At 37.2% G+C, this 22,340-nt stretch carries 20 protein-coding genes; all 20 read right to left on the bottom strand.

All coding sequences use genetic code 11. The annotated features are described in order from the left end of the window. Positions 1 to 6: 6 nt before the first annotated feature. A complete protein-coding gene (locus MKX67_RS10520; protein WP_322909246.1) occupies positions 7 to 873 on the bottom strand; it encodes a 2-oxoacid:ferredoxin oxidoreductase subunit beta in 867 nt (288 codons plus the stop codon). Further along, positions 874 to 2,607, bottom strand: a complete 1,734-nt coding sequence (locus MKX67_RS10515) for a 2-oxoacid:acceptor oxidoreductase subunit alpha (RefSeq protein ID WP_322909245.1) — start codon at positions 2,605 to 2,607, stop codon at positions 874 to 876. 192 nt (positions 2,608 to 2,799) lie between these two features. Next, positions 2,800 to 3,726, bottom strand: coding sequence for a dipeptidase (locus tag MKX67_RS10510; protein ID WP_095369457.1), 927 nt, complete (start codon positions 3,724 to 3,726; stop codon positions 2,800 to 2,802). 132 nt (positions 3,727 to 3,858) lie between these two features. Continuing rightward, positions 3,859 to 4,119 carry a stage V sporulation protein SpoVS gene (gene spoVS, locus MKX67_RS10505; RefSeq protein ID WP_095369458.1) on the bottom strand — a complete coding sequence of 87 codons (261 nt, stop codon included), beginning with the start codon at positions 4,117 to 4,119 and terminating at the stop codon, positions 3,859 to 3,861. A 150-nt stretch (positions 4,120 to 4,269) separates the two neighbouring features. Further along, positions 4,270 to 5,067, bottom strand: a complete 798-nt coding sequence (locus tag MKX67_RS10500; protein ID WP_095369459.1) for a TIGR00282 family metallophosphoesterase — start codon at positions 5,065 to 5,067, stop codon at positions 4,270 to 4,272. Between the two features lie 123 nt (positions 5,068 to 5,190). Continuing rightward, positions 5,191 to 6,753: a ribonuclease Y gene (gene rny / locus MKX67_RS10495; RefSeq protein ID WP_180316975.1), complete on the bottom strand. Its 1,563-nt coding sequence runs from the start codon at positions 6,751 to 6,753 to the stop codon at positions 5,191 to 5,193. Between the two features lie 461 nt (positions 6,754 to 7,214). After that, positions 7,215 to 8,255: a recombinase RecA gene (gene recA / locus MKX67_RS10490; RefSeq protein WP_095369461.1), complete on the bottom strand. Its 1,041-nt coding sequence runs from the start codon at positions 8,253 to 8,255 to the stop codon at positions 7,215 to 7,217. 370 nt (positions 8,256 to 8,625) lie between these two features. Beyond that, positions 8,626 to 9,858: a competence/damage-inducible protein A gene (locus tag MKX67_RS10485; RefSeq protein ID WP_307314351.1), complete on the bottom strand. Its 1,233-nt coding sequence runs from the start codon at positions 9,856 to 9,858 to the stop codon at positions 8,626 to 8,628. A gap of 16 nt (positions 9,859 to 9,874) precedes the next feature. Beyond that, entirely contained in the window at positions 9,875 to 10,453 is a 579-nt protein-coding gene (pgsA, locus tag MKX67_RS10480) for a CDP-diacylglycerol--glycerol-3-phosphate 3-phosphatidyltransferase (protein WP_095369463.1), read from the bottom strand. Between the two features lie 159 nt (positions 10,454 to 10,612). Continuing rightward, positions 10,613 to 11,503, bottom strand: coding sequence for a RodZ domain-containing protein (locus MKX67_RS10475; protein ID WP_095369464.1), 891 nt, complete (start codon positions 11,501 to 11,503; stop codon positions 10,613 to 10,615). Between the two features lie 12 nt (positions 11,504 to 11,515). Continuing rightward, on the bottom strand, positions 11,516 to 12,313 hold the full coding sequence (locus tag MKX67_RS10470; protein WP_095369465.1) for a DUF3388 domain-containing protein: 798 nt from the start codon (positions 12,311 to 12,313) through the stop codon (positions 11,516 to 11,518). A gap of 203 nt (positions 12,314 to 12,516) precedes the next feature. After that, positions 12,517 to 12,762 carry a DUF3243 domain-containing protein gene (locus tag MKX67_RS10465; RefSeq protein ID WP_095369466.1) on the bottom strand — a complete coding sequence of 82 codons (246 nt, stop codon included), beginning with the start codon at positions 12,760 to 12,762 and terminating at the stop codon, positions 12,517 to 12,519. A 112-nt stretch (positions 12,763 to 12,874) separates the two neighbouring features. Beyond that, a complete protein-coding gene (locus MKX67_RS10460; RefSeq protein ID WP_095373472.1) occupies positions 12,875 to 13,597 on the bottom strand; it encodes an SDR family oxidoreductase in 723 nt (240 codons plus the stop codon). A 64-nt stretch (positions 13,598 to 13,661) separates the two neighbouring features. Continuing rightward, entirely contained in the window at positions 13,662 to 14,948 is a 1,287-nt protein-coding gene (locus MKX67_RS10455; RefSeq protein ID WP_095369467.1) for a pitrilysin family protein, read from the bottom strand. After that, entirely contained in the window at positions 14,948 to 16,228 is a 1,281-nt protein-coding gene (locus tag MKX67_RS10450; RefSeq protein WP_307314356.1) for a pitrilysin family protein, read from the bottom strand. The genes MKX67_RS10455 and MKX67_RS10450 overlap by 1 nt, the downstream gene beginning before the upstream one ends. A gap of 210 nt (positions 16,229 to 16,438) precedes the next feature. Further along, entirely contained in the window at positions 16,439 to 17,398 is a 960-nt protein-coding gene (locus MKX67_RS10445) for an ABC transporter permease (RefSeq protein WP_322909244.1), read from the bottom strand. After that, positions 17,399 to 18,445, bottom strand: coding sequence for an ABC transporter permease (locus MKX67_RS10440; protein ID WP_095369470.1), 1,047 nt, complete (start codon positions 18,443 to 18,445; stop codon positions 17,399 to 17,401). It abuts the gene before it with no gap. Beyond that, on the bottom strand, positions 18,438 to 19,970 hold the full coding sequence (locus MKX67_RS10435) for an ABC transporter ATP-binding protein (RefSeq protein ID WP_095369471.1): 1,533 nt from the start codon (positions 19,968 to 19,970) through the stop codon (positions 18,438 to 18,440). The genes MKX67_RS10440 and MKX67_RS10435 overlap by 8 nt, the downstream gene beginning before the upstream one ends. Before the next feature lie 194 nt (positions 19,971 to 20,164). Then, on the bottom strand, positions 20,165 to 21,259 hold the full coding sequence (locus MKX67_RS10430; protein ID WP_322909243.1) for a BMP family protein: 1,095 nt from the start codon (positions 21,257 to 21,259) through the stop codon (positions 20,165 to 20,167). A gap of 50 nt (positions 21,260 to 21,309) precedes the next feature. Further along, positions 21,310 to 22,038: a GntR family transcriptional regulator gene (locus MKX67_RS10425; RefSeq protein WP_095369473.1), complete on the bottom strand. Its 729-nt coding sequence runs from the start codon at positions 22,036 to 22,038 to the stop codon at positions 21,310 to 21,312. Positions 22,039 to 22,340 lie beyond the last annotated feature (302 nt).

Raw genomic sequence — 22,340 nt, 5'->3', positions numbered from 1 at the left:
TTTAATTTACATAAATTCTTCTACTAACTTATCAAAGTACGCTTGATCTAAGTTTAAATCAGCCTTTGCTAACGGTGTCTCTGAATAACCATGTAGCATTTCCTGATAAGACCTACGTTCTGTGTCTTGATAAATAAGTCCAGTTACTAATCCTTCGTGTTTCATTAAGGTTTGCATTGCTTGTTCTCTATTGGAAGAATCGTATCCTTCAATATCTTTTAATTTAGTTAAGTTCGCTTTAAACCAATCATACGTATTGATTTTGTTATAAGTGACACATGGACTAAACACATTAATAAGTGAAAATCCATCATGTTGAATTCCTTGTTCAATGAGAGCAGTTAAATCTTTCAAGTCGGTTGAAAAACTTTGTGCAACAAACGTAGCTCCTGCCGTTAAAGCCATTTCCATTGGTGAAATCGCTTGTTCAATGGAACCTTCAGGTGTTGATTTTGTTTTAAAACCGGTAGATGAACGCGGAGATGTTTGGCCCTTAGTTAAGCCATAAATTTGGTTATCCATTACGATATACGTAACATTAATATTGCGGCGAATAGCATGAATCGTGTGCCCCATACCGATAGCAAAGCCATCCCCATCACCACCAGAAGCAATAACCGTTAAGTCCTTATTCGCCATCTTAACACCTTGAGCAATCGGTAATGAACGTCCATGGATTCCGTGAAATCCATATGAATTAATATAGCCAGAAATTCGTCCAGAACAACCAATTCCAGATACTACAGCTAACTCTTCAGGTTCTAAACCAACATTAGCTGATGCGCGTTGAATAGCAGCTTGAACAGAGAAGTCACCACAGCCTGGGCACCAATTCGGTTTTACATTATTTCGAAAGTCTTTAAACGTAGCCATTTAGAACAACTCCTTGCACTTTGTATGGATTTCGTGCGGCAAGAAAGGATTCCCGTCGTACTTATTATATTTAATGATTTTATTCGCATGTCCAACATTCATTTTGATAATATTTGCTAACTGTCCAGTGGCATTGTTTTCAACCACCACAACCTTTTTAGCAGATGCAACTAACGGCATTAACTCATCAGTTGGGAATGGATGAATCAAACGAATATGTGCGTGATTAACCTTCAAACCGTCTGCTTCTAATCTAGTAATCGCTTCTTCAATTGCACCTCTTGTTGAAATGAAACCAACTAATAACAAGTCTGCTTCTTCATGAGGGGCATTTTTATATACTGGTGTATTAAATTTCACATTTTCAATTTTACGGAACCGTTTATCCATTTGTTGAATACGATTTGCTGCTGATTCCGATGGTTTTCCAGATTGATCATGCTCTACACCTGTAACATGGTGGATTCCATATTTCATCCCTGGGATTACCCTTGGCGATACGCCATCCTCCGTCACTTCATAACGTTTAAAATATTCTTTGCTATCTATTTCAGGTAGATCGCCTTGCAGCTTCCCACGGCGAATTTCTACTTCATTAAAATTCAACGGTTCCACTGTTTGTTTACCTAATGATAATTGTAGATCTGATAAAACAATTACAGGACATTGATATTCTTCAGCTAGATTAAATGCTTCAGCAGTATCATAAAACGCTTCCTGTACTGTACTTGGTGCAAGAACAATTTTTGGAATTTCTCCATGTGTTCCATAAATCATAGCCATTAAATCTGACTGTTCTTGTTTCGTTGGTAGACCTGTTGACGGGCCACCACGTTGAGTATCAACGATAACTAATGGTGTCTCTGTAATACCCGCTAGGCCAATCGATTCCATTTTCAAAGATAATCCTGGGCCGGCTGAGGCTGTGAAAGCACGTACTCCTGCATAGTTAGCACCAATCGCCATAGTTGCAGCAGCAATTTCATCCTCTGTCTGAATAACAGTACCACCAAGTTCAGGTAATTTTTTTATTAGATACTCCATAATTTCCGAGGCTGGTGTAATTGGATAAGCAGCCATAAATCGACTTCCTGCAGCTAATGCACCCAGAGCAATGGCATCATTTCCGATCATGAACATTCTTTTCTTACCATCCGCTTCATCCAACTGCATCAAGCCATCTGTTTTACCTAATTGTTCAACTGTTGTATCATAGCCAGCTTTTATCGCTTCCATATTTTTATCTACAACGGCTTGTCCTTTGCGAGCAAAAATCTCTTCTACCACTTCTTTGAAAACTTCCACATCCAAATTTAAAACGGCACAAGTTGAGCCTACAGCGACCATATTTTTCATCAGTGATGTACCCAGATCAGTCGCCATTTGTGTAAATGGAATGGATAGAAGTAGCGCGTTTGTATCTTCTGGTTTCACTGGATTAAATTTTGCATCTGCTAAGATAATCCCACCATCATGTAACTCTTTATAATTGACATCTATCGTTTCTTGGTCAAACGCCACAAGAACGTCTAAATCATCCGCAACAGACCGAGTTTGAGAGGTACTCACACGAATTTTATTATTCGTATGCCCCCCTTTGATACGAGAAGAAAAATGACGGTATCCGTATAAATAATAGCCAAGGCGATTCAATGCAATAGAAAATATTTCACCAGTACTTTCAATTCCTTCGCCTTGTTGTCCGCCAACCTTCCACGAAAGTTGTTTCACCATGTCCTACACCCCTTTTATTACATGAGAAATATGTAAATAACTTGTATAATCTCTTTTTATACATCCATTTCACCATTTAACGTACTAAACGCTTTCAATTCTAGACCTAACAATGTAAAATTGCAAGCCTTTAAGATTAAATAATTGATAGATTTGTTTATTTTTTTAGATAGTTTTGAAAAATTCATCTATTTATCTACTAAATAACATATTTTTAAAATTATAATAGGTAATCTTTTCTACGACATCGTGTGGAAAGTGCTGTAATAATGTGTCAATCAAATATTGATATTCTCCAGCATGCTCAAGCCCTCTTAGTGGTGGTTCAGTGCCATCAAAGTCTGAACCAAGGCCAATATGGTCTTCTCCACCAAGGGAGCAGATATGATCAATATGTTTTAATACATCATTGATTGAAGCTCTATGTGGCTCATTTAAGAATTCTCTAACAAAAGTCAATCCAATCAAACCATCTTTCTTAATAAGAGCTCGAATTTGGTCATCGGTTAAATTCCTTGGATGTGAACAATAATGAAGACAATTAGAGTGTGAAGCAAACGGTCTCTTAGCTATATCCATTACATCCCAGAAGCCTTTTTCTGCTATATGAGAGACGTCACATAATATATTGCGTTCATTTAATATTTCTATAACCTTTTTGCCAAATCGTGATAGTCCTCCTGCATTCTCCTCTAATACACCATCGGCAACAAAATTTCCGTAATTCCAAGTTAAGCCGACCGATTGTACACCTAACCTTAACAGCGATTTTAATTTCACTTCATCATTGTAAATCGCATCACAGCCTTCTAGAGTTAAAACCGCCCCTATTTCATTTTCCTGTAATCCTTGAAGATCATCACTCGACTGAATTACCTTCACTTGAGGATGAGGTTTAACTATTTTCTCATAAAAAATATCAACCATTTGTAGTGCTGCGTTAAACTTTAATTCTGGATGAATTTTCTCTGGTACATAAATAGCAAACAATTGGACTTTCACATCACCGGCTAATAATCGATTGAGATTAGCCTGAAGCTGCTGCGAATACTGAAACTCAATGGAAGGGTCCAAAAACATTTTTACTAATACATCACAATGACCATCAACTATCTTCACTTTCTCACTCCCTTATTATTTAAATATACAAAATATTTCATTCATTCTCTATTGTTTTTCGTTCTACAAAGAGAAAAAACCCATTTGATAATCAAATGAGCTTTTACTTTTTCTGATGGGACATGACAGCCATTATCTAGGTTCTACGATCAGCTTTATAGCTGTTCTCTCTTCCCCATCTATCAAAATATCTGTAAACGCAGGAATACATACTAAGTCTACACCGCTAGGCGCTACAAATCCTCTTGCGATTGCTACTGCTTTAACCGCTTGATTCAATGCACCCGCACCAATTGCCTGGATTTCTGCTGCTCCTCTTTCACGTAGAACACCAGCAAGCGCACCAGCTACAGAATTAGGATTAGATTTTGCTGAAACTTTTAATATTTCCATTCCTAGCTCCTCCTCATTTTTCCCCCTCCTGAATGCTCTTTTTTTAAAGAGTTCATCAGGTTTCAATAAATGTTTCCACTGCTACTATATTCATAATGAAAAAGACATATTCCAGCTTGACCAGAAAAATTAAAAAATGAGGAGGTTTTTTTAGCTATAAAATGGGTGATCATCATTAATTAAAACGCTTTCTATCTTCTTCGCTTTTCCTGTTTTCATATCAATGTCAATGGTTACGGCACTCAATATTCCTCTTCCACTTTTCGGTACTTCAAAACGAACCGGCATATTCGTAATAAACCGCTTTAATACAGCTTCTCTTTCCATACCAAGAATACCATCGTATGGTCCAGTCATACCTACATCACTCATGAATGCTGTCCCATTTGGCAGAATGCGTTGATCTGCTGTTTGCACATGTGTATGAGTCCCAATTACTGCTGACACTTTACCATCTAAATACCAGCCCATTGCTTGTTTCTCACTTGTTGTTTCACCATGAAAATCGACGAAAATAACCGGAGTTCTTTGCTTTGCCTCTTCAATAAGTTGCTCTGCCTTCTCAAAAGGGCAATCACTTGGTTGCATAAATGTTCGACCTTGTAGATTGATAACAGCTATTTCTTCACTATTATATTTTAAATAAACTAAACCCTTCCCTGGATTATTATCAGGGAAATTAGCTGGCCTAACTAAATACTTTGCTTCCTCAATGAAATCAAATATTTCCTTATTATCCCATGTGTGATTACCTAATGTCACCGCTTGTGCTCCAGCCGATAAAAATTCCCTGTATATTTTTTCGGTAATTCCTCTACCACCAGCAGCGTTCTCCCCATTAATAATGGTTATTTGCGGTCGATACTTTTCCTTTAACTTCGGTAAATACTCTTCTACCATTTCACGGCCTAATGATCCAACAACGTCCCCTACAAATAAAATTCTCATAAAATTCCCCTTCTAAAAATACTTGTATTCATACATACGCCAATCAAGCTCTATGCTAGATTGTTAGCTCTTTAAGATTTTTTATCCTTCAAAAAAGGAAGCGATGCCTAAAAGGCATCGCTCTTATTTCGCATATTCTACGGCTCTTGTTTCCCTAATAACCGTTACTTTTATATGACCTGGATAATCGAGTTCTTCTTCGATTTTCTTCCTTATATCTCTTGCAAGACGGTGTGCTTCCAAATCATCAATTTGCTCCGGTTTAACCATAATGCGAATTTCACGACCCGCTTGAATAGCAAATGATTTTTCAACACCATCATATGACTCTGAGATTTCTTCGAGCTTTTCTAAACGTCGAATATAATTCTCAAGCGTTTCTCTTCTTGCCCCCGGTCTTGCAGCAGAAAGTGCATCAGCTGCAGCTACTAAAACAGCGATAATGGATGTTGGTTCCGTGTCACCATGATGGGAAGCGATACTATTAATGACAACTGGGTGTTCTTTATATTTCGTCGCTAGTTCAACCCCAATTTCCACATGGCTTCCTTCTACTTCATGGTCAATCGCTTTCCCAACGTCATGTAATAATCCTGCTCGGCGAGCTAATGTCTCATCTTGACCTAATTCCGCAGCAAGCATACCGGACAACTGTGCTACTTCCATCGAGTGTTTCAATACATTTTGACCGTAGCTTGTACGGAATTTTAGGCGACCTAATATTTTGATCAAGTCAGGATGTAAACCATGGACACCAACTTCGAATGTCGTTTGCTCTCCAATTTCTCGAATATGCTCATCCACTTCTCGTCTGGCCTTGTCCACCATTTCCTCGATTCGAGCTGGATGAATTCTTCCATCCTGTACAAGTTTATCAAGTGCAAGACGAGCAGTTTCTCGTCGGATAGGATCAAATCCTGAAAGAATAACGGCTTCTGGTGTATCATCGATAATCAAATCAATACCTGTCAACGTTTCAAGTGTACGGATATTACGCCCTTCACGACCGATAATACGACCTTTCATTTCGTCGTTTGGCAAGTTAACAACTGACACCGTTGTTTCAGCTACATGGTCCGCAGCACATCTTTGAATCGCTAATGATAAGATTTCTTTCGCACGCTTATCCGCTTCTTCCTTCGCCCTTGATTCACTCTCTTTTACCATGATGGCAATATCATGTGCAACCTCTTGTTCAGTACGATCTAAAATGATGGATTTAGCTTCCTCACGAGTTAACCCGGAGATTCTTTCCAGTTCAGTTTGCTGAGACTGTACCATTTTGTCCACTTTGCTTTCCATCTCTTCAATATGCTGTTGTCTTTTGCCAAGAGAGTCGTCTCTTTTTTCCAAAACCGCTTCACGCTTATCTAGCGTTTCATCTTTTCGGTCTAGATTCTCTTCTTTTTGCAATAAACGATTTTCTTGTTTTTGCAGTTCATTCCTACGTTCACGAATTTCACGTTCCGCCTCTGTGCGAAGCTTATGATTCTCATCCTTCGCTTCAAGTAATGCCTCTTTCTTTAGAGCTTCTGCTTCACGTTTTGCATCTTCTAAGATTTGATCAGCAGCTCCTCGGGCACCAGCGATTTTTGCTTCCGTAACGGATTTTCGAAAGAAATAGCCAACAAAAGCAGCAACGATTAGGCCAAGCAAAATGGAGATGATATAACCTAGTTCCATCATTTCACCTCCTCTTGCTATAAACTTTTTTGTTACGTTTTTAAAGTGTTGGCATGTATACCGTTTTAACAATATACTGCACTTAAGCTTTTCAACGCTTTCATTCTTCTTATTGTTTGCAAATAATACAGTTATTTGGAAGCATTCTCCATTGTTTGCAACAGAGATATCTTCTGAAAAGGTTATTTCTACCTTCCCTTAACAAATATGCAAATTAACATATAAAAAATGTAAATTATACAGTTTTAATTGTAAAGCCGCAGAATTTCATTGTCAAGTACTTGAAGGTAGAGTATAAGTCCACAATGCCTGTTATTATGTATAATCACGAGCTCAAGAAGATGACGATTTTCACCGCATGATTTTTCTATACAAAAAGAGATATTCAACTATATTTATAAGTTGTGAATATCTCTTTTCGAAGTAACAAGAGTTACAGTAGTCTGTACTCTGCTTTCTCTCAATTAATCGATTAGTTCGAATTCCTCTTGTTCATCATCGCTGTTAGAAGATTTATCTACGTCTAAACCATAGTACTCCCGGATTTTCTCTTGAATTTGCAAACGAATTTCCGTATTCTCTTTAAGGAATTGCTTTGCATTTTCTCTTCCTTGACCTAAACGTTCATCATTATAGGAGTACCAAGAACCACTTTTTTGTACAATATCAATCTCTGATCCGAGATCAATAATTTCCCCTTCTTTTGATACACCTTCACCATACATGATATCAACTTCCGCTACTCTAAAAGGCGGAGCTACTTTATTTTTTACAATTTTAATTTTTGTTTTATTACCGACAATCTCATTGCCTTGCTTCAAAGCTTCTGCTCTACGCACTTCTAAACGTACCGTTGAGTAGAATTTTAATGCACGACCACCTGGTGTTGTTTCAGGGTTACCGAACATAACGCCTACTTTTTCACGAATTTGGTTAATGAAGATCGCAATCGTTTTGGATTTATTAATCGCACCAGATAGTTTCCTTAGTGCCTGCGACATTAATCTTGCTTGAAGACCAACGTGAGAATCTCCCATTTCCCCTTCAATTTCTGCCTTTGGTACTAAAGCAGCTACAGAGTCAATAACTAAAATATCAACGGCACCACTTCTAACTAAAGCTTCAGCTATTTCAAGGGCTTGTTCCCCTGTATCTGGTTGTGATAAAAGAAGCTCATCAATATTTACCCCAAGGTTTTGAGCATATACAGGGTCAAGTGCATGCTCTGCATCGATAAATGCTGCTTGTCCACCTGCTGCTTGTACTTCAGCAATGGCGTGCAGAGCAACAGTTGTTTTACCCGAACTTTCAGGCCCGTAAATTTCGATGATACGTCCTCTCGGATATCCACCTACTCCTAAAGCGGTATCTAAAGCTAATGAACCACTTGGAATAGTGGATATTTTACGCTCTGCTTGTTCTCCTAACTTCATAATCGAGCCTTTACCAAACTGCTTTTCTATTTGTTTCAACGCCATATCTAAGGCTGCTTGACGATCGCTCATGCTATTTCCTCCTTTAAATTTCGATTATCTATGATAAATTTATCATTAGGTCTTTCGATTTCATATTTATACTATAGCTTTTTTTTATGACTTTGTCGAGGAAAAAATCGAACATCCATTCGTTTTTTTTATCGGTTGGTTTTTTTGGAAAAATGATCGTTTTGCCAGATAGAAATCCATTAATCAAACCTCTTTCTCAGTATAAACTTCAAATTTCTTTTAATCTCCGACTATTCCTTTAGCTATATTTGCACCCTAGCCGATCATAACAAGCATCTATTGCTTCTTTAGAAGTGAGAAATCCGAACAACGTTAATCATTGTCCGGATTTCTTCAACTACTTACTTCCTTCAGTATCTAAAACGCCTCACTACGCCAAGGATTTCAATAGAAAATAGGCGCCATAAAGAGATGACCTCTTTCTGATTGATGTGCGGGAACCACCAAGGTTGAGCTTCTCAGCTCTTGCTTCACCATCGTGATAAATCCCTATATAAACGGTACCGACTGGATTGCCTTCTAATTCATCAGGTCCGGCAACACCCGTAAAGCTTACACCAATGTCACTTTCCATTAACTTGGCGACATTTTCCGCAAGTTCCTTTGCACATGTAGCACTGACAACACCTTCATTTTTAATTGTCTCTAGCTTTACATTGAGTACTTTAGCTTTTACTTCATTTGTATAACAAACGACGCCACCATTTATTAGCCCACCAGCTCCAGGAATCGATGTAAATGTTTCTTGAAACATGCCCCCAGTTAAACTTTCCGCAGCAGACAGGGTTAATTTCTTTTCCTGCATTCTTTTTGAGAGCTCTTTAAAGAGCGACGTATCATCATAACCGTAAAAATAGTCTCCTACTACTGCCATAATTTCTTTCTCTTTTTCTTCCAAAAGTGTTAAAGCAGTATCAAGATTATGATGTTTGGCTGTCAACCTCAATGTAACTTCATGATCTCCCGCTAACGGCGCAATCGTCGGGTTTGTTTGGTTATCAAGTATATCTTCTATTTCCGCCTCTAGCATTGCTTCACCAATGCCAAAGAATCTAAGGACACGCGACGAGATAACTGCTTCTTCTACTGATTGTGATTTTATTGCAGAAAATCCGTATTTCAAAAACATCGGTTCCATTTCTTTTGGTGGCCCAGGTAAAAGCATATATTGCTTATTTTCCGTCTGATAAAACATACCAGGTGCCATACCGTAATCATTAGGAAGTACTTTCGCACCAGAAAGAACTAAGGCTTGCTTACGATTATTTTCAGTCATTGGTCGATTCGTCCGTTTAAAATATTCTTCAATAGACGCCAGTGCTGTATCATCCATTACGAGATTTGTTTGCAAATGCTTAGCAATGGTTTCTTTTGTTAAATCGTCTTTTGTCGGACCAAGCCCACCAGTGAAGATAATGAGTTCAGCTCTATTTTCAGCAATTTTTATAGCAGACTCTAACCGCCCCGCATTGTCTCCGACGACCGTATGATAAAAAACATTCACACCAAGGTCAGCTAACTGCTGTGATAAAAATTTGGCGTTCGTATTGTTAATTTGTCCTAATAACAACTCAGAGCCAACGGCAATAATTTCAGCATTCATGATGACCACTCTCCTATTATTTTGAATTGGTAAAGGCATGTTTGTTTTTAATAAAATAATCAACGCCAGACCAAACAGTAAACACCATGCTCACCCATAGAGCAAATGTCGCAAAGTCAAATGGAATCAATGCGAAGATTGTATTATGCAGCAATAACGCAGATACAGCTATAATTTGCGTCCAAGTTTTAATCTTACCTAACATATTCGCTGCAACTACCTCACCACCACCTGCTAAAATCAGGCGAAGACCAGTTATTGCAAACTCCCTACTAATAATAATAATCACAATCCAAGCGGGAGCCATCCCTAATTCTACAAGGATGATTAATGCACTGGAAACTAATAACTTATCTGCTAAAGGGTCTAAAAATTTCCCTAAATTGGTTACTAATTGATATTTTCTCGCTACATATCCATCAATCCAATCTGTAACGGAAGCGAATATAAAAATAAGCGCGCCAACAAAATGAGCAATTGGGAGCGTCACACCGATAAAATTCATGTCTCCCCATGAGAAAGGGTTGTACATAATAATAATGAAAATCGGTATTAACAAAATCCTTGAAATCGTTATCTTATTTGGTAAATTCATAAGTTCCCTCCGGTAATTATGTAATTCTTCCCTTGGTGGGATGATCATATTTTATCAAAAAAAAGTCATAAAGCCTAAATTTGCGATACAATGTTAGGATTTATTTATATTTCCCACCTCAGGGGGCTAAACACGAAAATAGTCATCAATGGTTGATGACTATTCGCCAAGCGATGTAAAACGGATTGTAATGTTTTGGTTTACATACTCTGATGGTGAGACTTCATATTCGAGTCTCTCATCATTGATTTTAATTTCAGTAGCAGTTGTATTTCCAATGATTACTTGTACTTCTTTTTGGTCTGTTAAATCTAACTCTTTTTCAACGCCTTCTTCCATTGTTTCTTCATAGAAGGTTTCATTATCAGCACTAGCCACTCTTACCCAGCTTTTACCTTCTGCTAATAAAGATAGTGTAAACGTATCCGTATTTTTCAATTCATATACAGTGTTTTTACCCGAGGATTCTTGTACACTTAACTCTTGAACTGGTTTCTCCTCTTCTTCTGCATTTTCATCTGCTGCATCGTCTTTTTCTTCCTCAGGAGCAGCATCTTCATTTTGTTTCTCATCTTTAGGCATATTATTTTCAACAATTGCACCTGGATTATTATTGTCTTCATTTGATTGCTTATCACTATTAGACACGTTATTTTCAACAAAATAATAAATGACAGCAATAACACCAATGATAAAGACAATAATTAAAACTTTTGGTAAAAGATCTAAAAACTTCGAAGTTGAAGGAGAGATATTCTTACTTGTTTGCACACGTGAAAGTTTCTCTGGAATATCTTCATTGGATGTTGCTGGAATTTCACTTTTATACTCATCTAACAGCTCTTCATGATTTAAGCCCACTGCCTCTGCATATTGCTTAATGAAAGCACGCACATAAAATTTACCCGGCATTATACGGTAATTACCTTCTTCTATGCCGATTAAATATCTTTTCTGTATTTTTGTAACTGTCTGTAACTCATCAAGAGACATCCCTTTTTGTAAACGTGCTTCTTTCAAACGACTACCTAATTCTGTCAAAACTAACACCTTCCAACATTACTAAAAATCAAAACCTCCGAAGCCTGTATCGGAGAACATATTATGATTGTTACGTTCGACTACATCATAGACGATATCTTCATCATGGTCGTGACGAAGCTCGATAATATAATCAAAATCATCCAAAGTATATTCTGAATTTTGCACAAAAACATCAGGATGTTCAATTACTTTAATAGCTGGGAGTCTCATTATCTCTCTCACAAGCTGCCAATGACGTTCATTTGCTCTTTTTGTCGAAACGATCCCATCAATGATAAATAAATTATCATCGCTATACTCATCTTCAATTAATTGATTGCGAATCGTTTGTTTAAGCAACGTTGACGAAACAAACAGCCATCGTTTATTCGCACAAACACTTGATGCCACAATAGATTCTGTTTTTCCAACCCTAGGCATGCCACGAATACCAATTAATTTATGGCCTTCCTTCTTAAATAATTCTGCCATAAAATCTACTAAAAGACCGAGCTCATCTCTGACAAATCGAAAAGTCTTCTTATCATCTGCGTCTCTCTGTATGTATCTCCCATGTCTCACAGCCAGCCGATCGCGAAGCTTTGGCTCTCTTAGTTTAATGAGCTTAATCGTATCCATCGTCTTTAATATTGATTCCAATCGAACGATTTGGTCATCATCTTTAGCAAGGATCAACATTCCACGCCTACCTTGATCAACTCCATTAATCGTAATAATGTTGATGGAAAGCATCCCTAACAATGATGAAATATCTCCGAGTAATCCAGGTCTGTTTTTTTGGATTTCATATTCGAAATACCATTCTTTTTTCTCCACCTAAAACACTCCTTATTCGCCTACAGTTCCAGATATTCTTATTACACAATATTAATTTATTTTTAATTAAATCTAGGTTCTATAATATATGATTTTCCACTAATATGAAAGGAAAATCCTTTTCGTTCGTAAAAATATATGTAAAATAAGAAAAAAGCAATTAAAGGCATATACACCTTCATTGCTTTTCCCATACCCGCTAATTATTTTTGTACTAATTTCACAACTAAATTAGCAATCGCATGTTGTTCTTCCTCACTTGCGACAGACCAAAGATCAGCAAGAATTTTCTCTTGGTCGTTTTTCGGCTCTACTGAACCAGCAAGATAATCTCCAATTTGATAAGCAATTTCACTTACCGTAGATTGATTCATCCCTTGATCTTGACCTTGTTCTAAACGCTCACCTAAAAAATCTTTCCATTGTTGCCAATTATCTAGTACAGACATTTGTATTTCCTCCTCGTTATAGACATTTGCCTCAACAGGTAGATGGTGCAAATGCAAAATATTAGAACGTACAATATTATCATGCAACGAGGAGAAATAAATTATTCATTCTTTATGTATACCAGCCACCATTGACACTTATGGTTTGACCAGTTATATAAGAAGAGGCGTCAGATAGTAAAAATGCACAAGCATGAGCTACTTCACTTGGATAACCGAACCGACCGATAGGAATATCATTCTTAATATCTTCCATTTCCATTTCGTTAAAAGAGGACATCATCTTTGACTCAATGGCACCTGGAGCAATTGCATTTACCCGTATGCCACTATAGGCTACTTCTTTACTCAATGCCTTCACAAAGCTAATCTGTGCCCCTTTAACAGCTGAATAGACAGTTTCACAGGCAGAGCCTGTTTGTCCCCATATCGAAGAAATAAACTGTATATTTCCTCTTTGTTTTGTTACAAGTTTTGGCATTAATGCTCTCGTTAATAAAATCGGGTTTAAGACGTGTACGTTCATTAAATGTTGGACATCAGCATCTGTCATATCAGTTAATAGACCATAATAAGCATGACCGCTGCAATGAATGATCGCATCAAGTGAAAAAATGTTTTTAACAATTTTTTGATATCCTTCAGTTGAGGTTAAATCAGCAGAAATAGCAATATATTCACCGCCATAAGTATTCAAAGCAGCCATTAACTGATCAATACGAGACTGATTTTTGTTGTAATGCAAATAAAGGGAATAACCTTCTTTCGCTAATAACTGCGCAATTGCTTCGCCAATATCTCCACTAGCTCCCGTTATTAATACAAATTTCTTCATTTTTTTCCTCCAAAAAACAAATACATAAATCAAGCTAGCCCACCTAAAACGGGGCTAGCATTGTTTATTTTGGTAAAACTTGGCACACAGACATTCTTTCTTCCGAAATTAATTCTTTTGCCGCTTCATTAATATCATCCAACGTTAACTTTTCAAGAAAAGGAACAATTTGAAAGAGGTCCATATCATTGAATGAGTAACGAGTAAATTGATTGGCTATATATTCAGGAGAGTTAAGCGCCCTTAAAAACCCACCAATCTTCTTCTTGATTGAGCGTTGAAGTGCCGCTTCATCCCAATTTGCACCATTCGTAGACTGCAATAAAATCTCTTTCACTTTTTCAGCAAGTTTATTTGGGTCACTTGTATCTCCGCCAATCATAGCAAAGCCAAACCCAGATTCTTGGGAGTAATCGTAAGAGAAAGTATCATCGATTAAACCTTCTCGATAGAGATCATTGTAATGTTGCCCACTTTTTCCAAATAACAAGTCTAACATAACATTTAGGCTTAGTTCTTTTTTAAGCATCTCCGCTCCTTGCTGGCTGGCGTCGTTTGTTTTAATGCCCACCATACATTTCGGTGTTTGCACATTCATTCTTAATGTACTTATCGTTTCAGCAACCGTTTGCGGCTCTTGATCAAAGATTCTATCAATTGCAGGCTGCTCGCTATAACTTTTATTAGCCTGATTTTCCCTTACTTGAGCAATTATAGCTTCTGGGTCAACTGGACCCACTACAAAAAGCAACATATTACTTGGGTGATAAAAAGTATGATAACATTCATACAGCATATCCTTTGTAATGTGAGAAATACTTTCAATCGTTCCCGCGATATCGATTTTCACAGGGTGATGATGATATAGGTTTGCTATTAGACCATAATATAGACGCCAGTCAGGATTATCATCATACATTGTAATCTCTTGTCCGATAATGCCTTTCTCTTTTTCTACCGTTTCCTTAGTAAAATAAGGGTCTTGGACAAAGTCAATCAATGTAGTTAAATTCTCTTGAACGTTTGACGTACTTGAAAAAAGATAGGCCGTGCGAGTAAATGAAGTAAATGCATTGGCAGATGCACCTTGGCGACTAAATTGTTGAAACACATCTCCATCTTCTTTTTCAAACATTTTATGCTCTAAGAAATGGGCGATACCGTCTGGTACTTTAACTGGTTCATTTTTATCAAGCGGAACAAAGTGATTATCGATCGATCCGTATTTTGTCGTAAATGTTGCAAAAGTCTTATTAAAACCATTTTTCGGTAGGACATAGACATCTAACCCATTGGCCATTTTTTCATAATAGAGTTTTTCTTGAAGCTGATCAAATGCGATTTGTTCCATTATTTTTGCACCTCTTTTCCATGAAGAAAGTAAATTGTATCAAGCTGAACTTTCTTAGCTACAGTTATAATGTCTTCCTTTGTAACTGCTTCCATTCCATTCATCCATTCAGTTAAGTCCATTTTTTGTTGAGAAACGATATTATGATAGAGCACTTCTGCGACACCTCTTGCCGTATCCATCGTTTCCAACATTTGGTTCTTAATAACCGCTTTTGTCTGCGTAATCTCTTCTTCTGTAAAGGCACCCTTCTGCATTTCCTCTAATTGTTCTTCAATAATAGAAGTTGCTTGCCCATAGCTGTTGTTGTCAATTCCAGACATCACCATCAATAGACCTTTGTGACTTTCCAAACGACTGGCGACATAATAGGCTAGAGAAGCTTTTTCTCTTACATTAATAAATAATTTTGAGTGGGAGAATCCTCCAAAAATTCCGTTAAATATTTGTAACGCACTATATTCAGGATCACCATAAGTGATACCAGTACGATAACCAATATTTAATTTCGCTTGTTTCACATCCTGCTCTTCCTTAATCGTTTCTGGCTCAATCAAATCGTTTGCTCTAGCCATTGAGGTTTCTTTAATAGATCGAGTTTTTAAAGGTAATAATTCACGAACATATTGTTCAACTTCATTCGTATCAATATCACCAATCATATATAAATCAAGCTCATCTTCAGCTAGAGCCTTTTCGTAATAATGATAAAGAGACGATTCTGTAATTAATGGTAAATCATCTAATTCACCGTGTACATGGAGCGCATAGGCTTCATCTTTACACATTTCTTGTACAAGACGTAAATTAGCATATCTCATTTTATCATCATTAACTGCTTGTATCCGCTGCTTTAATGTTCTTTTCTCACTTTCAACCACCTCTCGGTCAAAAGCTCCATTATTGGATAATGGATGGAGTAAAAGCTCTGAAAGTAATTCAAAAGCTTTTCTAAGTAATGGGGTCTGATCAGATAGAAATTTTTCATTTGCCATTTCAATAGTCATGGAAATAATGTGGTACTCCCCTTTTTTTGAGAGGTCCACATATAAGGAAGCGCCATAAAGCTCATCTAAGTATGCCCTCAACTTAGCCGTGGTAGGATATGCAGCGCTACTACTTTCTAACACATGCGGTAATAAAGCCCTTAGTGTGACAGTATCTTTACTTAAAGGCGCTTTCATTTTCCAAACAATCGTATTTGTTTTATATTTATCTGTTTTAATTTGATGGAGCTTAACACCATCAATTTCTTTAACTGTTTCTGTTGTAATATTCATTAATAAACCTCCTTATTCCTTTTTACCTTAAAACATACTATTTGAATCGCACTTCTTCCTATTTTGTCATCTTTTTAGTATATGTATGAAAAGAAAACAATATTTTCTATTATATACGTTAATAACCATCCTATGCTAATCTTGCAGACATCTATAGGAGAAAATAAGTAAAATAAAAGTCTCAGGGCCAATCTCCCGAGACTTTACTTATTATCTATTTCCTTTAATATACGGTATCCCAGAAGCTTTTGGCGCATCTGCTCTACCTATAAATCCAGTGAGTGCTATAATCGTTAATACATATGGTGCAACAAGTAGATAGACATTTGGGATATTCTCTAATAGCGGTAAGCTAGAACCAATAATACTCAAACTTTGGGCAAAGCCAAAGAATATCGCTGCACCCATTGCTCCTAAGGGATGCCATTTCCCAAATATCATTGCAGCTAATGCCATAAATCCTTGTCCACTAATTGTCGCATGACCAAAATCAGAAGAGATCGCTTGGGCATATACACCACCACCTATACCACCTAGCGCTCCCGAAAGTAATACGCCATAATAGCGCATTTTTGTCACATTAATCCCCATAGTATCTGCGGCCATCGGATGTTCGCCAACAGACCGTAATCTGAGACCGAATTTTGTCTTATAAATGACATACCAAGCAACCACAGCGAAAATGATTGCTACAAACGAAGTGTAATACGTATTAGAAAAGAATATCGGGCCAATAAACGGGATATCACTTAAAAGCGGGATATCTATTTTACTGAAGCTCTCTTGAATGATATCTGTTTGCCCTTTATCATAAATAAATTTTACTAGAAATAAGGTAACTCCTACTGCTAACAGATTGATTGCGACACCAGAAACAGTTTGATCCGCTCTAAAAGTGATGGATGCTACCGCATGAATAGCTGAAAAAATGACTCCAGCAAGCATGGCTACTAATAGCGAAACCCACGGGGTCGATGCCCCTAATACATCGGCAAACGATAAATTGAAGACAATTGCTGTAAAAGCACCTATTACCATTAATCCTTCTAATCCAATATTAATTACACCTGAACGTTCTGAGAAAGTTCCACCTAACGCGGTGAAAATAAGGGGTGCTGCCCAAAGTAAAGTAGTTGGCACAATAATCATTAATATTTCCATGATACCCACTTACTTCACCCCCTTCTTATTAATCTTTCTTATGAGTAATCGAATCATATAACTTGAAGCCACAAAGAAAACAATTAAAGCAATAATAATATCAACCAACTCGTTCGGAACGCCTGCTTCTAGTGGCATATTAAGGGCACCAACCTTCAAGCTCCCGAAAAGAATCGCCGCCAAAACAATGCCTATCGGTGAATTAGCACCTAATAAAGCTACAGCGATACCATCAAAGCCGACTCCAGTAAATCCACTTTTCACAGCGGCATATCCGAAAGTCCCAAGCCCCTCCATTGCACCAGCTAAACCAGCAAAAACTCCAGATATCACCATGGAAAGAATAATATTCTTTTTAACATTCATGCCTGCATAATTTGAAGCATGTTGATTTAAGCCAACAGCCTTCAACTCAAATCCTCTCGTTGTTTTCTCCAAAATAAACCACATAATAATAACAGCAATAATGGCAATAACAATTCCCCAGTGCATACGAGAGTAATCTGTTAAAGATTCTAATAAAGGTGAACGAAGACTTGCTGTTTCAGCAATTGGGTCCGAACTATCACTACCTTCTGACAATTTTGTTCGAATAATATAGTTCGTAATATGAAGTGCAGTATAATTCAACATAATTGTGACAATAACTTCATGAACACGATATTGTGCTTTTAAGAAACCAGGTATAAATGCCCAAATCGCCCCCGCTAAAGCAGCAGCTAGCACAGCTAAAGGTAAATGAATGATCTTCGGTAGTTCAAAAGCTACACCTACCCAAACAGCAGCTAACCAACCAACAATTAATTGCCCTTCAACTCCGATGTTAAAAAGGCCTGTTTTAAAAGCAAATGCAACTGCAAGGCCAGCTAATATATAGGGGATGATTTGTCTAACGGTTTCACCGAAAAAATAAACATCACCAAATGCACCATTCCACAGAGCTATAAACCCTGCAATAGCATCATAACCTGTTACAATCATTAATATAGTCCCGACAATGATACCAAGAAGCACGGCAATGATTGGTATTAATATGTTTTGCATACGGTTAGACATTTCCATCACCTACCTTTTTCTTCGTTGAACCAGCCATTAATAAGCCCAACTCTTGCTCTGTCGTTTCCTTGGGATCAACCATTGCAATGATTTCCCCTTCAAAAATAACAGCAATACGGTCACTCACATTCATGATTTCGTCCATTTCAAAAGAAACTAACAGCACGGCTTTACCTTGATCTCTTTGGTCAATTAACTTGCGATGGATGAATTCAATTGCACCCACGTCAAGCCCCCTAGTCGGTTGTGAGGCAATTAATAAATCTGGATTACGATCTACTTCTCTGCCGATAATCGCTTTTTGCTGATTACCTCCAGAAAGAGCGCGAGCTGGTGTATATTCACTTGGTGTTCGTACATCATATTCTTCTATTAATCTATTTGCTTGGTCATAAATCGCTTTCTTATTCATCAAACCTGTTTTCGAATAAGGCTGTTGGTAATAGGTTTGTAGCACCATATTTTCACCAATTGTAAAATCTAATACTAAGCCATGTTTATGGCGATCTTGCGGGATATGTCCAATACCTGATTCAGTTACTTTTCTTGTATTTAATTTAGTAATTTCTTTATTGTTTAACAGAATTGACCCTTTTTCTACTTTTCTTAATCCTGCAATGGCTTCTACCAATTCTGTTTGTCCATTACCATCTACACCTGCAATACCGACAATTTCCCCTTTTCTGACTGTTAAGTTTAAATTGTCTACAACTGCGATATTGCGAGAATCTTTTACTGTAAGCGATTGTATTTCTAATGACGCTTCTTTCGGCATAGCTTCTGTTTTTTCAGTTTTAAACGTCACTTCCCTACCAACCATTAAACTAGCTAATTCATCGGGATTTGTTTCAGATACATTTAGCGTTCCAATTCCCTCACCTTTGCGAATAACCGTTACTCGGTCACATACTTCCATAATTTCTTTTAGTTTATGAGTAATCAGAATGATAGATTTACCCTCTTTAATCAGCTTACCCATTATTTGAATAAGCTCTGCAATCTCCTGTGGTGTTAGCACTGCAGTAGGTTCATCGAATATTAGGATATCTGCTCCTCGATAAAGTGTTTTTAGAATCTCAACACGCTGTTGCATTCCTACAGAAATATCTGCAATTTTTGCTTTTGGATCTACCGATAAACCATATTTTTGTGAAATGTCGCTAACTACTTTTTCCGCTTCTTTTAAATCAATTTTACCTTTTGATGTGATCTCTTTCCCTAAAATAATATTTTCTGTTACTGTAAATTTATCAACTAGCATGAAATGTTGATGAACCATCCCAATACCCAACTCATTCGCGACATTTGGATTGGTGATTTTTTCAATGTTTCCCCTGACTTTAATCTCCCCTTTTTCAGGTTGATAAAGACCGAATAAAACATTCATTAACGTTGATTTTCCTGCACCATTTTCTCCGAGGAGCGCATGAATTTCTCCTGGTTTAACTTGAAGTGTGATATTATTATTCGCTACAATACCCGGAAACTCTTTACGAATATTGAGCATTTCAATAACATATTCCACCCTCTCCACTCCTTACCCTTATGTAGTTAGAGGTCAGACCTCGCTTTTTATTTATGATTGATTGAACATCCATGAATGAAATTTTAGGCTTATCTTTAAAAACCTAATTGAAAAGGATAATTTGTTATTCTTTTCAATTAACCTTTTAAGTTAAAAAGGAATAAGAGATTTCAAGTCCCTTATTCCTTTCCTCATTACTCTGCTGTAAATGCCTTCGCTTCTTCTACTGATTGAGGAGGAGTAACTTCTCCACTCTTAATTTTTTCAATCCATTCGTTTACTTGTGTTTCAACTTCCGCTTTGGCAGCGAACTCTTCGTTGATTGGTGCCAAAGTCACTCCATCTTCATTTAAACCGTAAACAGTAGTTTCGCCACCAGGGAAGTTCCCAACTTTTGCTTTAGTAGCGATATCTTGTACAGCAACGTCTACACGTTTCATAGCAGATGTAAGGATAATATTATGATCTCCGACTACCCCTTCTGCTGATTGGTCTGCGTCAACACCAATTGCCCAAAGTTCTCTCTCTGGATCTTTTCCTTTTAAGTCACGTGCTTCTTTGAATAATCCATTACCTGTTCCACCAGCCGCATGGAAGATGACATCAATGCCAGAAGCATACATCTTAGAGGCTATTGATTGACCAAGCTCTGCTTTGTCAAATGCACCTGAGTAATTGCTTTCTACTTTAATATCTGGATTTACAGCTCTAACACCTGCAATAAACCCTGCTTCAAAGCGTTCAATAACAGGAAGTTCCATACCGCCGATAAAACCAACTGTATCCCCTTTTGTTGCATTTGCAGCAACGACACCAGCTAAGAAACCTGACTCTTGTTCTTTAAACATAATGCTAGCTACATTATCTGCCTCTACTTCTGAATCAATAATTGAAAATTGGCTATCTTTTTGTTGTTCGGCAATTTCAGCAATCGCATCATGCATCATCGCTCCAACACCAAACACTAAATTGAATTTTTGACGAGTTAAGTTATTTAAATTTGTTGCATAATCAGCATCAGATTGGGATTGAAGGTAAGTGTATCCACCTTTACCTTCTTCTAAGCCATTGTCTTCACCAAAAGCTTTAATCCCTTCCCATGCAGATTGGTTAAATGATTTATCATCTACGCCACCAACATCTGTTACCATTGCAACCGTGAATGACTCTTCTTTGTTGCCTTCTGAACTTGATCCTTTTTCGTTTTCTTCTGAAGAACCACATGCTCCTAAAATGGTACCTGCTGCTAGTGCAAAAGAAAGTACTAATCCAAGTTTACGTTTTTTCATTTTGCTCCCCCTTAAGGAATTGGTTTACATTAGTAGATGAGTATGATTGATTAGTTAATCCGTTTTCTAAGAACATGGAAGCTAAATTTGTCTGCTCTAAAATAGTTAACCGAGAGGAGTAATGGCTCGTCTTGTTCAGTGTAATGCATCTGCTTAAGAACGAGTAGAGCTGTCTCAGGGCTACAATCTAAAATAGGTGAGACCTTCTCGTGATAACCAATCGGTTCAATTTCAGAGACCGCATATGTAATTCTTCTGCCTGTTTTTTCTTCCAAATTTTCAAAAATAGATTCTTTTTCCCAAGAGATAGAGTCTGGAATATGCTTCGCCAACATTTTATCCAAGCAATGAACAACAGGTTCACCATTTGCCGTTCTCACCCGTTCTACTACTAAGATTTCTTCATCTGCTGAACAGGAAAAAAGTCTGATATCTTCCTCACTTGGACATTGCGTCTCTGAGCTAAGGAATATAGTCCCAGGTTGCATACCTGCTTGGGTAATCATATTAGTGATACTATTTAACTGTTCAATTCCTGATGTAAATAATGGCTTTGTATTTACGAACGTGCCGACACCGTGTCTACGAATAATGACATTCTCTTCTTCTAATATCCTTAATGCCTCTCTTAATGTCGCACGACTGACACCTAATTGTTTGGCAAGATCAAATTCTGAAGGTAATTTTTCTCTCTCTTTATAAATTCCTTTATCAATATCTTGCTTCAAACGATCAATTACTTGTAAATACAAATGGCGGCTATCTGACTTAATAGACATGCTGTGCTCCTCCAAATCCAAATCTCAAGACATCAGACCTCTGATGTTCAATCATCTCTACTAATCGAAAATACTATACCATTTTTCTAAATATAAAGAAACATATTTTTCAAAAAATGTCGAAAAAGATAGTGAAAAAAGTGAATATTTTTCACATTTGTTGACTCATAGTTGATGTCTTAAAGAGTTTTGTTTATTTATTTTCCCTTTCGTTATAGGCTTCTTTTGATAAAAATCAAATGCTACTAAAATATTTTAGAAACCTTTTAAAAAAAGAATAGGTCATATTTATAATAAATATT

Origin of the sequence: Cytobacillus sp. FSL W7-1323 (assembly GCF_038595015.1) — a bacterium.
GTDB lineage: Bacteria > Bacillota > Bacilli > Bacillales > Cytobacillaceae > Cytobacillus > Cytobacillus kochii.
Note: the sequence above shows the minus strand (reverse complement) of the source record. Positions and strands in the feature narration are given on the sequence as shown.

Excerpts from the sequence above, each read along its gene's own strand:
- MKX67_RS10520 (WP_322909246.1), bottom strand. The coding sequence starts at position 873 with ATGGCTACGTTTAAAGACTTTCGAAATAATGTAAAACCGAATTGGTGC.
- MKX67_RS10515 (WP_322909245.1), bottom strand. The coding sequence starts at position 2,607 with ATGGTGAAACAACTTTCGTGGAAGGTTGGCGGACAACAAGGCGAAGGA.
- spoVS (WP_095369458.1), bottom strand. The coding sequence starts at position 4,119 with ATGGAAATATTAAAAGTTTCAGCAAAATCTAATCCTAATTCTGTAGCT.
- MKX67_RS10500 (WP_095369459.1), bottom strand. The coding sequence starts at position 5,067 with ATGAGAATTTTATTTGTAGGGGACGTTGTTGGATCATTAGGCCGTGAA.
- rny (WP_180316975.1), bottom strand. The coding sequence starts at position 6,753 with ATGATGGAACTAGGTTATATCATCTCCATTTTGCTTGGCCTAATCGTT.
- recA (WP_095369461.1), bottom strand. The coding sequence starts at position 8,255 with ATGAGCGATCGTCAAGCAGCCTTAGATATGGCGTTGAAACAAATAGAA.
- MKX67_RS10485 (WP_307314351.1), bottom strand. The coding sequence starts at position 9,858 with ATGAATGCTGAAATTATTGCCGTTGGCTCTGAGTTGTTATTAGGACAA.
- pgsA (WP_095369463.1), bottom strand. The coding sequence starts at position 10,453 with ATGAATTTACCAAATAAGATAACGATTTCAAGGATTTTGTTAATACCG.
- MKX67_RS10465 (WP_095369466.1), bottom strand. The coding sequence starts at position 12,762 with ATGTCTGTACTAGATAATTGGCAACAATGGAAAGATTTTTTAGGTGAG.
- MKX67_RS10460 (WP_095373472.1), bottom strand. The coding sequence starts at position 13,597 with ATGAAGAAATTTGTATTAATAACGGGAGCTAGTGGAGATATTGGCGAA.
- MKX67_RS10455 (WP_095369467.1), bottom strand. The coding sequence starts at position 14,948 with ATGGAACAAATCGCATTTGATCAGCTTCAAGAAAAACTCTATTATGAA.
- MKX67_RS10450 (WP_307314356.1), bottom strand. The coding sequence starts at position 16,228 with ATGAATATTACAACAGAAACAGTTAAAGAAATTGATGGTGTTAAGCTC.
- MKX67_RS10440 (WP_095369470.1), bottom strand. The coding sequence starts at position 18,445 with ATGTCTAACCGTATGCAAAACATATTAATACCAATCATTGCCGTGCTT.
- MKX67_RS10430 (WP_322909243.1), bottom strand. The coding sequence starts at position 21,259 with ATGAAAAAACGTAAACTTGGATTAGTACTTTCTTTTGCACTAGCAGCA.
- MKX67_RS10425 (WP_095369473.1), bottom strand. The coding sequence starts at position 22,038 with ATGTCTATTAAGTCAGATAGCCGCCATTTGTATTTACAAGTAATTGAT.